This is a genomic window from Aeribacillus sp. FSL K6-2833 (assembly GCF_037965815.1).
Taxonomy (GTDB): Bacteria; Bacillota; Bacilli; order Bacillales; family Aeribacillaceae; genus Aeribacillus; species Aeribacillus composti.
In genome coordinates this window covers 1,363,849-1,377,951 of record NZ_CP150189.1, presented here as the reverse complement: position 1 = coordinate 1,377,951, position 14,103 = coordinate 1,363,849, and the positions used below count along the sequence as shown (strand labels likewise).

The 14,103-nt window shown below is 35.8% G+C and carries 10 protein-coding genes; 2 read left to right on the top strand and 8 right to left on the bottom strand.

The annotated features are described in order from the left end of the window. Positions 1 to 185: 185 nt before the first annotated feature. The 3 genes from NSQ94_RS06805 to shc form a co-directional block, all read right to left on the bottom strand. Positions 186 to 2,885 (bottom strand): response regulator, encoded by a 2,700-nt coding sequence (locus NSQ94_RS06805; RefSeq protein WP_339230419.1) that lies wholly within the window; start codon positions 2,883 to 2,885, stop codon positions 186 to 188. Next, entirely contained in the window at positions 2,882 to 3,997 is a 1,116-nt protein-coding gene (locus NSQ94_RS06800; protein WP_327859082.1) for a sugar-binding protein, read from the bottom strand. Before NSQ94_RS06800 ends, NSQ94_RS06805 begins: the two co-directional genes overlap by 4 nt. Positions 3,998 to 4,212: 215 nt before the next feature. Continuing rightward, complete coding sequence (gene shc / locus NSQ94_RS06795) at positions 4,213 to 6,075, bottom strand: squalene--hopene cyclase (RefSeq protein WP_327859083.1); 1,863 nt, start codon at positions 6,073 to 6,075, stop codon at positions 4,213 to 4,215. 90 nt (positions 6,076 to 6,165) lie between these two features. Here shc and NSQ94_RS06790 point away from each other — a divergent pair, with 90 nt between their 5' ends. Both NSQ94_RS06790 and NSQ94_RS06785 read left to right on the top strand, forming a co-directional pair. Further along, entirely contained in the window at positions 6,166 to 7,317 is a 1,152-nt protein-coding gene (locus NSQ94_RS06790) for a DUF2515 family protein (RefSeq protein WP_327859084.1), read from the top strand. Beyond that, positions 7,238 to 7,705, top strand: a complete 468-nt coding sequence (locus NSQ94_RS06785) for a CBO0543 family protein (RefSeq protein ID WP_327859085.1) — start codon at positions 7,238 to 7,240, stop codon at positions 7,703 to 7,705. The genes NSQ94_RS06790 and NSQ94_RS06785 overlap by 80 nt, the downstream gene beginning before the upstream one ends. A gap of 189 nt (positions 7,706 to 7,894) precedes the next feature. Here the strand turns inward: NSQ94_RS06785 and NSQ94_RS06780 are convergent, their stop codons facing one another. The 5 genes from NSQ94_RS06780 to NSQ94_RS06760 form a co-directional block, all read right to left on the bottom strand. Then, a complete protein-coding gene (locus tag NSQ94_RS06780; protein ID WP_327859086.1) occupies positions 7,895 to 8,566 on the bottom strand; it encodes an ABC transporter ATP-binding protein in 672 nt (223 codons plus the stop codon). Between the two features lie 297 nt (positions 8,567 to 8,863). Next, a complete protein-coding gene (locus tag NSQ94_RS06775) occupies positions 8,864 to 10,366 on the bottom strand; it encodes a hypothetical protein (protein ID WP_327859087.1) in 1,503 nt (500 codons plus the stop codon). A gap of 161 nt (positions 10,367 to 10,527) precedes the next feature. Next, on the bottom strand, positions 10,528 to 11,079 hold the full coding sequence (locus NSQ94_RS06770) for a hypothetical protein (RefSeq protein ID WP_327859088.1): 552 nt from the start codon (positions 11,077 to 11,079) through the stop codon (positions 10,528 to 10,530). A gap of 226 nt (positions 11,080 to 11,305) precedes the next feature. Then, positions 11,306 to 12,718 (bottom strand): NADP-dependent phosphogluconate dehydrogenase, encoded by a 1,413-nt coding sequence (gndA, locus tag NSQ94_RS06765; RefSeq protein WP_063388147.1) that lies wholly within the window; start codon positions 12,716 to 12,718, stop codon positions 11,306 to 11,308. Positions 12,719 to 12,828: 110 nt separating this feature from the next. Continuing rightward, positions 12,829 to 14,052: a DNA polymerase IV gene (locus NSQ94_RS06760; RefSeq protein ID WP_261308722.1), complete on the bottom strand. Its 1,224-nt coding sequence runs from the start codon at positions 14,050 to 14,052 to the stop codon at positions 12,829 to 12,831. Between the last annotated feature and the right edge of the window lie 51 nt (positions 14,053 to 14,103).

The following is a 14,103-nucleotide window of genomic DNA, read 5'->3' as shown; positions in this document are numbered from 1 at the left end:
AAGCCTATCACGCATATGAAAACGATTTCTTTCTTATTTCCTTCACTTTTTCGACTTATAAAGGGACATTTTTCACCTGTAAAAATTTTACTGACTACCAAAATAGGATTCTTTTAATATTTGTCAAAAAAGTGCTAAAAAAAAGAGCACCCCTCCTGCACGTATAGGAGAAGTGATCGAATTTATCATTTATTTTTCTGCAGTTGGTTTCGATACTCTTTTGGCGTCATTTTTGTAACTTTTTTAAAAACTCGGCTAAAATAGTTAGGATCGTTATAACCAACATAATAAGAGATTTCTTTTACGTTAAGGTGGTATTGTTTCATCAGTTCTTTCGCTTTTTCAATACGCATGTGTGTTAAAAAATCAGAGAACGTTTGGCCCGTTTCCTGTTTAAATCGTTTACTAAAATAGTGTGGATGAAAATTCATCAATTGAGCGACTTCCTCTAGTGTAATATCTTCGTGAAAATGATCAGAAATAAATTGAAGTGCTATATCTAGTCCCTTCGTATTCTCTGAATTTAGTAAAGCTCGATTCTTTTCTTTCTTGTCTGAATCGTGTGCAGCCTCTACTTCTGAAATATGTTTTACCCGTCCAAAATACGGTTGAGATGTTACAGCCAGAAGAGCTTCTTGATATGACTTTTTAAAGCCTTGAATATCCTTTTGCAAAGTACCAATTCCTATTTTAATTTTTTTGTTTGTTCGTTTTTCGATTTCCTTCAACCATTTCATGGAAAGAGTAATCCATTGATTTCTCGTCATGTCCTGATCGGAAGGAAAAGAAAATATCGTCATACGATGATCGATTAAAGGACTGCATATACACTCTTGTTTATTTTTCATATACCTTTTGACAATTTGGTATAAATCTTGTTTCTCTTCCATCTTTATATCGGAAAATTCAATGACAAAGGCTACACTAGTTCGGTGAGGGATTTTTAACAGAGAAAGCAATTCATCCACGTCTGTTTCTGATACTGCATCCATCATAATCATTAGGGCACATTCGGATTCACTAATTGAAAAAAGGTGTCCCAGCTTTTCTTTCATTTTCAGTTCCTTCTCACGATTTAACAATTCTTCTTCTAATTCTGATATACATTTTTTCAACACAGAGACAATTTTCTCTTTTTTAGCCGGTTTTAAAATATAATCATTCACACCGAGTTCAATGGCTTCTTTTGCATAGGAAAAATAATCAAATGCAGTTAATATAATGATTTTAATCTTAGGATTTTGTTTTTTTATTTCTTCAATCGCCTCCAGTCCTTGAATACCGGGCATTTTTAAATCCATAAATATAATTTCCGGCTGATGCTTTTCCATCTGTTGTATCGCCAATCGGCCATTTTCAGCATGAAAAATTTGAAATTGATTGGGCAAACATTTTTGAATCATCAATTCTAACCCTTCACGCTCTAGAGGTTCATCATCTGCAATGAGAAGTTTATACATGCATCTTTTCCCCCTTACTCTTGGTAATGACAACAAAATCGTGGTGCCGCGACCTTGCTTGCTTTTAATATCCACGATATCATGTACTTGGTAAAATAATCGCAAACGTCGAAACACATTTTCCATTCCTAATCCTGTTGAATGTCCTGTTGATTTTTTAATTGAAAAAGATGGTGACTCGAGTATTGTTTTCACAATCTTTTCATCCATCCCTACACCATTATCCGAAATTTTCACCAACACTCTTCCTTCTTTTTCTTTGACGCTTAACTCAATAACAGCTCCTGATTCCATTGATTCGATCCCGTGGACAAAAGCATTTTCAAGCAAAGGCTGAATCGTAAGTGCAGGTATTGATTGGTCTAAACAATGATTATCAATCTCCATTTGAAATGAAATACGGTCACGAAATCGTGCTTTTTGTATGGCAAAATACTCTTTTGCATTTTCAATTTCTTCACGCAGCATGACAGGTTCGTTTAATTTCCGCAAATTATATCGTAATAAATTGGAAGTAGAAATGGTTAGTTCACTCGTTTTTTCAGCTCCTTCAATATATGCAAGCTTTGAGATCACATTTAATGTGTTAAATAAAAAGTGCGGGTTAATTTGACTTTGAAGTGCTTTTAACTCTAATTCTCTCATTAATTTTTCTTTTTCTAGTATTTCCATATTTTTAGAGATTAATTTTCGTAAATTTTCAATCATCTGATTAAACACTTTTCCTAGTACCCCAACCTCATCATTTGGCTGGTATATCGGCACGTTCGTATTTAAGTCTCCCGCAGCGACTTGTTTAGCTGTTTGAACAAGCTGCTGAATGGGAATGACGATACTTCGAGACAGCCAGATAGCAAATACGATACTTAATGCTGTGGTTACAATAAACAAACTTCCTCCCCATTTATTCATATTTTCGTTAATTGCCAACATACTATTATACACAGGCTGGTATTCACTCAATTCCATGTCTACTAGTTGTTGGCTATCCTCCCGAATGAAAGAAGCAACTCTTTCTATTTCTTTGAATTGATCAGCTTGATCCAGAAATTTTTTTTCTTTTAAGTTTGTTAAAATAGCTTCTTCCAGTTGGAGAAAAGTATTGATCATATTTTTGTAATTATCAACTACTAAAGCATTACTGGCCGAATTGTTGCTTAAATTACTTTGCAGAGCTTCTAAATTAGCTTTATGTTTAATTAGCAAGTTAAGATTTTCTTTGTCTTGATATATGAGATAGCTGCTTAAATAGCGAAGATTTTCTTGAGTTTCATTGGAAATTTGTTTGTATAAGTAAATACGATGGACCATGAAGTCATAGCTCTTTTGAACTTTTTTTCCACTATCAAAAATAAAAAATGCTATAGTATTGAGTAAAATGACGAGCAATGGAATAAAGATAAACAATTTTGTCCGTATATTCACGGTGTTACCTCCATTTGTACGTTTGATGCATCTACTTTTTTGCTTGAAGTAAAATATACGTTTGGAATAGGTTGTCCTTGCAAATGCTTGGACATTAATTGAACAGCAATAAAACCCATTTCATATGGTTTTTGAATGATGGTTGCTGTAATCTCTCCTTTTTTTATTGCCAATAATGTTTCTTCGACGTCATCAAATCCAAAAATTTGAATATCGGATCGTTGCAAATTTTTCACAGCCACTGTCATACCAATTGCATCTAAAGCACTTGTCCCAACCATCACTGAAATATCGGGATATTTTCTTAACATAATATCAGCTTGAATGGACGCTTGTATTCTTGAAATATTGGATGCTTGGACTTCCACTACTTCTAACCTTGGATGTTGTTTAATAACTGACAAAAAACCATCTAGCCGCTCCTGTTGATTGTCAGATGATTCACTCCCAATAATAACCCCAATTTTATGCTGCCCTGTTGTCATATCTACCACGGTTTTCCCAAGCAATTGACCAGCTGCAAAATTGTCTGTCCCTATATAGGAAAGACGACGGCTCGCTTTAGCATCTGTATCAATTGTGATAATTGGAATATTTTTGGATATTGCTTTATTAATGATTGGAGTAAATGTTTCTTCATCCAAACTTTGAACAATGATTCCATCTACTTTAGAAGCAATTGCTTTTTCTAATAGCTTAATCTGTTCTTCAATACTTGTTCGTAACGGAGCGACATATTCAACTTCTACTTGAAACTTTTTTGCAGCATCCTGAGCACCTTTTTCTACTTTCCGCCAGTATGGATTATCGAATTCTTGAGCAATAAGAATAAAATGCGGAGGTTCTTCATGTAGGGAAACCCTTTTGTCAAGAGCTTCCACTGTCTCTTCCATCTGCTTTGACGTCCATATAAATTGAATAAAAACATATAGAAACAAAATAATTAAGAATAAAAAAGTTAATGTCCATCTTTTGTTTGACATATATTTCACCTTTAGCTCAAATAAATTGTAACCGTTTACAGTTAATCCGATTAAATATTTTGATAATCTACAAGCCTTATATCTATTAATATTATTATAAACTAGTGCGATTTCCTTTTTATTTTTCATAAATTTCTCATGTATGACTCCTCATAGGGAAATAATTCATAGCTTTTGTCTTACACTGATCGCTTTTTCCCTTTAGGAGTCTCGCGAATTTCACTTTAAATGAGGATAGCTTTCGATTGAAACATCGTTCTACTATTTTTCGGTAAAAAGGTTAAAAATTAATTATCAAAAATGTTGCGGCCGCAGCTTTTTGCGTACAAATTTCCATCCTCTAATCACCATTTCTTTACAAAATGAGCCAATGCCAGCAAAGGAAAAATATATTCATAGCTTGGATAATGAATGTAAAATCCGCCAGGTAAGCCTTGACCTTTTGGGTATGTGATTGTCCATGAATTTTCATCTTTTGAATTTAATAAATAGTTCACTGCTTGATTCATTTGTGGTGTAACCGTTTCTTCTGCCGCTGCCAAAGCGTCTAATGCCCATGCGGTATGCACTCTAGTACTAGCTGGTAAAGGGATAAATTTTTTCTGCATATCACTTTTACAAGACTCTCCCCAGCCCCCATCGTCATTTTGAATGGAGTATAACCATTTCACAGCCTTTCGTACGGCAGGGTGATCTCTTCTCACCTTTACTGCGATTAAGCCTGTTAATGCACACCATGATCCATAAATATAACAAATTCCCCATCGTCCATACCAAGAACCATCGCTTCGTTGATTTTTTAAAAGCCACTTTACCCCTTGCTTTATAAACGTTTGATTGTAGCTTGATCGTGTAAAATTCCCTAAAAACTCCAACGTTCTTCCCGTTAAATCAGGCGTTGATGGGTCAAGAAGCATTTTTTCCCCGCCTTCTATCGGAAGCCAAGATAGCGATGACTTATTGACATTTTTTTCGAACGATCCCCAGCCTCCATCATCGTTTTGCATAGACAGGAGCCATTTCATTCCTCGATCCCAAAAGGAGCGATTATTTAATGCTTCTTTTCGCAACGCGCGTAAAGCCGCTGTTGTATCATCAATATCCGGATTCATCGTATTAATATTTGAAAATCCCCATCCCCCCGGTATTTGATACGGATTATGAACAGCCCAATCACCATATAGATAGTGCTGGCGAGAAAGCAAATATTGATTTGCTCTTTGAATAGAAGCTGACGCAGATGGTACACCAGCTTCTTGTAATGAATAGCTTAATAATGCCGTATTCCAAACAGTTGCCGTCGTGTATTGAATATGAGTATGTCCATCTATTGTTGTCTTCATTGACTTTAGCCCTTGAACAGCCCGAACAATAACTGGATGCTTTTTCGAATATCCTAGAGCCATCAGAGCAAAAATCATTAAAAATGTTGAACTAAAGTAGCTATAAAAGGTACCATCTTGTTCAATTCGATTTAACATATATTGTTCTGCTCGATGTAATGCCAATCGATGAAGCTCAAAAGAAATACCTACTAATTGTTTCATGCCGTCATATATAAACGGAAAAAAAGAACGCCATTCAGAAGAGCCCAAGTCCCAAAGGTCTTCATTTCTATGAACATATAAGTCTGATAAGTCAGGAGTATGCTTTGTCTTTATACTAAACTTGCGATCAGCAGCAATCAATATTGGTATTAAATTGGCTCTTGCATAAACGGAAAAGTCAAAAAAATTTACAGGAAAAGTAGTCGGAAATAAAATGAATTCGATCGGCAGATGAAAGGATTTAGGCCATTTGATTTGGTCCGTTAAAGCAAGCATGACTTTCGTAAACATATTTACTTTTCCAATGCCACCATGGTTTATGATAAACTTCCTAGCTAGTCGCATGTTTGTATTGTTTTGATCGATGAATCCCGAATAAAGTAAAGCATAGTATGCTTCAACTGTTGTGGATAGATTTCCCTTCTCTTCATCGTAAAACAGCTTCCATGCTCCGTTTTTCTCCTGTTTACTTAATATCCTGTCAACGAGTGATTGAATGAATTGTTCATCATGAATTTCCAATGTTCGTAATAAGATAATCATATAACAATCTGTGGCAATACCCGTTTCAAATGGGAAATCCCAAGTTCCGTCAAAATTTTGCCTCTTTAGGATTAATTCCGCCAATCGATTGATTTCAGCTTCAATTCGTTGTTTCATCCTATTCACCACCACTTCATGTAGTAAGTTTTAGCTTATTCTTATACATATTCAGCTTTTATGGAAGCTATTCGATGAGGGAGGAATAGGATGGTCTTTCCATGGTTGAACAACAATAAATTGATCGATCAACAGCTTTTGAAAATTAAGGAAGATCTCGTCGAAAAAATGAAATGTAACGTAAATCAGCCTATGCCTCCATTACAAACATGGGAACAAAACATCATTGATTCCATTGTGAACGTGACAAATACACTCAACACTAACAACGTAACTAGAACAGCTGCATATTTAAATTTTTATATCAGGCATCCAGACATCCATTGGGCGCTCTTAGGACATATGGTTTCCCGGAATGGAGGATGGCATATGACAGATTTAAAAGGAGACTTGTTAACAAGGCTAATATCAGAAAAGGAGCAAAAAAACTACTTTTTATTTTTAGAACGTGGAAATTGGTTAATCTTTCAAGATGTATTCCCGCAATTTTTACTTTATCACCACAGCTTGCGCATGAAACGAAACTTATTTTACCTCCTCCCCTATTTAAACGTATCAACATTTATGGAAACAATCTGGAATCACTATTGGGAAAACAGAAACTATTATCTACTGGCAATCGCAACGGTCATCAATGAACAAAACTATTTAGAAAAACATGTTATTCAAAATCATCATTTTCAAAAGACCGTATTAAACACGATTGGCTTCAAGCTTTATGATTTTTTGCGATTTAATCACATCATCTTTCCGTATGTTGAAAATGAAACAAAGCCTGCTTTAATCGGAGCGACGCTGCAGCATTTTGCATCGCTTCATGAACGAATTATGTTAGGTAAACGTTTATATTCTTTGCTTTTTCACCAAGAGAACGTTTTACAAGGAGTGCTGCGTTGGGCAAAAAAAAATAAGCATACAGGTTCGAGAGCAGATTACTGGGGGCACCTCTTTCATCATGTGAAAGAATCATTGCCAGGCACAATCTATAAACGAAGGACAAAAAAGTGCGAGTTGAAAAAAGGAGAGCCGCGCATTTACAGCCCTCAATTAAAATTCGCTTGGGGAAATATCAAACACGAAGACGCGGACAGTGGAGATTGGTTCCATGATTGGAAGGTCATCCACTATTTAAAAGAAGAAACATTTTCAGGCGGGGATATTTATGAAGATTATTGTAAAACAATCGAAAAAATTGAACTTACCATCATGGCGAAAAAAGCAATTTTTCTTAGAAAGGAATAACATTGCTTTACTTGCTGCAGCACTTTTTGCCTCTTTACTTGGAACATACTTAGATTTGATTTTTGTTGAATGCAGATTTTACGCCTTTCCAAAACGATTGTTCCCGAAAATCTTCTCTATTAACATCTTGTTTACGCTCGTCATTCTACCTATTATCACCGCCTCATTTTTAATCGTCATGCATAAAATCCGTCCTTTTGTTCGCCCAATCCTACTTTGCTTAATTGGTATTTTAGCCTGCATTTTTGAACAAGCGGCTGAACGAGCGGGCGTGTTTATCCATTCTTCTAATTGGAATCATTTCTATTCTTTTTTTGGATATATCCTTTTCTTTATAATTATATGGAGATTTTACAGCATACTGGTGAATACTCCCCAAAACAATTAGGGCTGCAACGTTCTTTTGAAGCTGTCGATTACGGGAAAAGAGGCTCCCAATAAAAGGATCAATGAGATCTTTCTGGAGAATGATAAATCGGTGATTTTTTCGGTCTTGACAATAATTGATGTTTTAAGCACGACAGCATAATTAACGGCATCGATTTTGAAATGGCTAAAGCATCTAGCAAAAATATTTTTATATTTGATTTAACACATAATCTTCCAATTCGCTTTCGCTGTATTGATTGGCAACTTGATGAATTTTCCCGTTTTTCAGCAATAATATTTCATCAGCCAATTTATGGGCGATCGGGATCATATGCGTGGAAAGAAGAACAATATTTCCCCTTCTGGCATAAGAAACGAGCTTCTTATAAGTTTCAGCAATGTTAATCGGGTCTAAAGATACTAGCGGCTCATCCAACAGCAATACCTTCGGTTTTATTAAAAAAGCAACGGCTAAAGCCAGCTGGTGCTTCATTCCATGCGAATAATTGATGACCAGTTCGTGGATAAACGACTGAATTCCTTGTTCTTCACAAAACCTTTCCAATTCATCTTTTGACATATTCAAATGATAGATTTTTTGAATAAAATCTAAGTTGTCAAAGCCAGATAAAAAATCTAGAAAAATTGGCTTCTCTGAAACATAATGAACAAGCTCATTAAGCTTTTTGTTATCTTTTATTATAATCGTGCCGGAATCATAAGCTAGAATGCCAGACAAAATTTTCATCAATGTCGTTTTTCCCGCACCATTCCTCCCTAATAGACAATAGATATTATTTGGTTCTAATGTAAATTGAACTCCTTTTAATATTTCCATTTTCGCCCGATACGACTTTTTTAAATCCGCAACTTGAATCATCTTTTTCAACCCTACTTTATGTTAATTTTTAACATTTCCCTCTATATTTAAAGAGGAGACAACATAATCCCATTGTTGATTCTTAATTGAAGCTGACTGCAAGCCAACGCGACCGCTGTCTTCCCAGCCTATATAAAATGAAGCGAAATGTTGATAAGCTGTCCATGACCGATCGCTGTTGAAAAAGCAGTAAAAATTAGCATAGTGAATAATGCGACAAAAATGGTGCGTTTTATCAATAAATTTTCGTAGAAGCCGATTGTTTAGGTAAATTCCAAGCACGCCATCATTCAAAAATCAATGAAATCGCTCATAAAAGAAGCCTCTTATTCGATCGATTTTATGAAAAATTAAAAATAAAATTGTACAAACACAAATGAGACTTAGCATTTCTCCTAAAAATAAATTGTTTAAACCTATTAGACGCAGCAAGGATTTTATAGCAGCAACGAAGGCAAAAAAGAGAACGATTAAAATCCCGCCTAATTTTTCAAACGCTTTTTCGTCAATAAAATATTTTTCAAATTGATAAATAAACGTACAATAAATGATTAGACTGGAAAATATAAAGGCAAATCCTAATAAAATAAAGGATAATGCTGCCAGATCAGCAGATATCAACTTCGCAAAAATTAGTAAAATCACCACAATGAAGTATTGAACCCATAAAATATACGAAAACATAACAGACGTTTGAATGATCGAAAGTTTATGTCTTTTACAAAGCAAAATGATATTCGAATGATTATGATTCATGAATAGAGAAATAAATAGAAAAACTGTAAAAAGGGATATATCATTCACCTTTAAAGGAAGAGATTCGACAAATAGAAACAGCAGAACAGTTAATGTATACGTCACGAAAAAATGGCTGTTGATGATCCCGTTTGATCTTATATAATTGAAAAAAATATATAATGACTTCTTTTTAGGCAAATGGTATTTAGAAAAAGATCGTATTATTTGCTTTTCAATGAATAAATAATCGCAGGCTTTATGAAAGAAAAACAAGCAAATTCCTATTAAAACAATGCCCAGCCAAAACAGCCATCCATGTATTCTCAACTCATATAAATTGACTTCGGTAGGGACAAATTTTATTACAAAATCCGCAAAATCTCCGTGAATAAAATAACGAACGGCAGAACCAACAAAAAATTCAAGATCTTCTTTTTTTCCATTGATGAATAAACAGAGAAGCAAATAAATGAAAGAAATAATGAACCGATTGCTTCCAAAGGGGTAGCTTCGCTTGAACACAAATAATAAAAATTTTATAAATGCCAGCACAAACCCATAGAAGAACAAAAATGAAAAGATTTGCAGAAGAAAAACAAAGCCTGCATAGGAGTTGTAATATGTCTGTACGATAAAAAAAGGCAATGACACGAGCAAAAGAAACAGCCATATTAAAAAGAAGCCTAAAAATTCATTAGTGATGATCAATTTCTTCTTTATGTCTGCTGAAAATCTGCTTTCAATTGCAAAATTGCGAATTTCATCGCTAACACCGCTTCCAGCCTGAATTATACACAGCTGCAAAATATATAAGATAATCAATAAATTCAATGTTTTTATGGGCAAGGAAATATGGTGAAACAAGATTTGGAATAAGACCGCAAGTACAAACCAGAATATATAAGCAGCCAAACATACAAAAACAGCATATCTTTTCAGTATTTGAAGGATCGGATTAAAAATATTAGACTTCAATCCAATTCCATCGCTTAAATAAAAAAGCCTGTTTATAAATACTTTGATGATTTTATTCGTTAATAAATAGCATAATTTTAAATACATGTCTTATCATACTCGCTTACACAAGTTTAGATCGGTTTTCTCGTGAATAAGGATGAATCATGTGATATTTTAAGAGTACTAAATTTTAAAAGCCGCTTTTAGTGCACCCTTTATAATAAACTGCATAACTTCATCCTGATGCCATATTAGAAAAGATCACGTCACATAATGTATTCTTCATCAAATACGCAACCTCCTAAAAATGTAAAAGCCAAATAGACGAATAAAGAAAAAATGGTGAAAAGGAGCGGCTTTTTCCAGCTTAAATTCGCCATTCTTTTCAATAGAATAAAAAGAGCAAAAAGACCTGAGAGTAAAAACGGATTGGCTACAATGAAAAAAATATTCGAAGTATCTCGGAACATAAACAATTGCCAAATAATCGATAGCGCTAAAAAAGAAGTGAAAATAAGATAAACTCTATAAAATAAAGAAAATTGTAAAGGAATTCTAAATAGAAATTTTACGAAAAAATGAGTAATGGAAGCTCCTACAAATAATTGCATTATGACTGATAATATAATAAACACGAGGACAATTCCGAAAATTGCATAAGCCGGCGCCCCTTCTTTTTTCAGCACGATTGGAATATTTTCCGCCTCTGAGCCCATCGATATATAGATGGACAGAATGATCGAAATGAACGACAATGTAAAAGCAATAAAAAACAATACATAGCTGGAAAATTTATTATCCTTTATCCATTGGATCATTTTTATCACTCATCTCGCTTTTTAGCAAATGAATTATAAGTCTAGTTTTATATCTTAATGGAATATATAACCTTTATTTGAATTTATAGTAATTTATGTTGAAATTTTTATCAAGAAAAATTTTGTATTTTCCTTTTTCAAAATGAAAAATAGCAGAACGGTGCTCACGAGAAAGGAAAATCAGGCGAAATGAAAAAGCATCGGTTAAAACCGATGCTTTTTATCGTTATTTATTCAGCCAATCTGTATGGAAGATGCCTTCTTTGTCAACGCGCTGATACGTATGAGCGCCGAAATAATCGCGCTGTGCTTGAATTAAGTTTGCCGGCAATGTTTCAGTGCGGTAGCTGTCATAATAAGCAAGAGCGGCAGAGAAGCACGGCACTGGAATTCCTCTTTCGATGGCAATCGCAATAACTTGTCGTAAAGCTCCTTGATAGCTTTCAACAATTTCTTTAAAATAAGGGTCCAACAGTAGGTTTGGAAGATCAGGGTCGCGATCGTAAGCGTCTTTGATTTTTTGCAAAAACGCTGCGCGGATGATGCAGCCGCCGCGGAAGATCATGGCAATATCGCCGTATTTTAAATTCCAATTATACTCTTCGCTTGCTGCTTTCATTTGCGCAAACCCTTGAGCATAAGAACAAATTTTGCTCATGTACAGCGCTTTGCGAACGGCTTCAATGAGTTCTTCCTTGCTTCCTTCATAAGGCCGTACATTCGGTCCGCTCAACAGTTTGCTTGCTTTAACACGCTCTTCCTTCATGGCGGAAATAAAACGGGCAAATACCGATTCAGTAATGATCGGAAGAGGGATTCCTAAATCGAGCGCGTCTTGGCTTGTCCATTTTCCTGTTCCTTTTTGCCCGGCGGTGTCAAGAATGACATCGACAAGCGGTTTTCCTGTTTCTTCATCGATTTTTGTGAAAATATCTGCTGTAATTTCAATTAAATAGCTGTCAAGCTCTCCTTTATTCCATTCAGCGAACACTTCATGAAGCTCTTGAGCATTTAACCCAAGAACATGTTTTAAAATGAAGTAAGCTTCGGAAATTAATTGCATATCTCCGTATTCAATGCCGTTATGCACCATTTTTACGTAATGTCCTGCTCCGTCTGGACCAATGTAGGTGGTGCACGGCTCACCATTCACCTTAGCGGCGATCGCTTCAAAAATTGGACGCACCAGCTCATGAGCCTCTTTTTGTCCTCCCGGCATGATGGAAGGGCCTTTTAAAGCTCCTTCTTCTCCGCCGGAAACCCCTGTGCCAATGAAATGGATGCCGCGTTCAGCGAGCTGTTTGCTGCGGCGTTGAGTATCTTTATAATATGTATTTCCGCCGTCAATTAAAATATCTCCTTCATCGAGATATGGAAGAAGCTGTTCAATAGTTGCATCAGTCGCAGCACCCGCTTTAACCATCAGTAAAATTTTTCGAGGCTTTTCAAGAGAATTGACAAATTCCTCTATACTATACGTTCCGACGATTTTTTTTCCTGCTGCTTCTTTTAGCATTTCGTCTGTTTTTTCTGAAGAACGGTTGTAGACAGAAACGCTGTAGCCTCTGCTTTCAATATTCAATGCTAAATTTTTTCCCATTACTGCTAATCCGATAACACCTATTTGCTGTTTTGACATATGAATACGTCCCTTTCTATTTCGAATAACTATTCTACAGAACTGAAAATACCATAATTAATAGATTGTTTTCAAGTCAAAGCCATATACAAAGTACAGGCTTAAAAAACTTATTTAAAGAAAAAATCTTTCCCGAAGCTCGAGCCGAAAGAATCAATCTCTTTATGCATGCTCAGTCCTTTTTTGATAATTCCTTCTCCATATTTTTCAGACAATTTTTCTATCGCCTGATGGAGCGGTTCATTTTTCGCTTCTTCTTCAAAAGTAAATAGATCAAGCTGTTTAAAAGCATTTTTTTTGTGCATCACATCCTGCCCTGTTATGCCGAGCAGGCGCACAGGCTCGTTTTTCCACAGCTTTTGAAAAACAATCAAAGCATGCTGGAAAATTGTTCTTTCATCATCGGTTGGGTTTTCTAATTTCATACTTTTTGTTACAGTCGTCCGGTCTTTATAGCGAAGCATCACTGCAACTTTTGTCGCTACCGCCTCTTTTTTCTTCAATCGGAGACTTACCGATTTCGCCAAACTTTTCAGGGCATTCTTTAACTCTTCTTCATTTGTTGCATCTTCGGGCAGCGTCATCTGATTTCCGACGCTTTTAAAATCATAAACGGACGATGGATCAACCGGGCGATGGTCAATGCCGTTTGCTTTTTCTTTTAACCTTAATCCATTAATGCCAATTATTTTTTCTAGTTGAACGTCGTTCCCTCTTGCAAGGTCACCGATTGTCCGAATTCCGATCTTCTTTAATTTTTCAGCTGTTTTCGCCCCTACGCCATGCATCTCTTCTACATCAAGAGGCCACAATTTCTCTTTAATATCCCTCTTCCTTAAAACCGTTATGCCTAAAGGCTTTTTCATATCAGAAGCTGTTTTAGCCAAAAATTTATTCGGGGCAATTCCGATGCTGGACGGCAGCTCCAGCTCATCAAGAAGCCGCTGTTGAATTTCTTTTGCCAGATCGAGCGGATGTCTTGCGACGTCTGTGACATCCATATATCCTTCGTCTATAGAAACCGGCTCTACAATCGGTGTGTATGAACATAAAATCGCAAACATTGCTTTCGATGCTTTTCGATAACGATCAAAACGGGGCTTTTTGACAATTAAATTCGGGCAAAGCTTCTTTGCCTCCCATACTGGCATGGTCGTCTTTACCCCAAACGCTCTAGCTTCATAGCTGCAAGTCACAACAATTCCTTTCCTCTCCTCCGGGTTGCCGGCTATCGCAAGCGGCAGCCCTTTTAACGACGGATCAAAGGCAGCCTCAACAGATGCGTAAAAACTATTCATATCAATATGCAAAATAACGCGGCTCATACACATCACCCAATATCATTGTACCATACATAAATAAAAGAGGCTCCCTTGTTCTTTTGA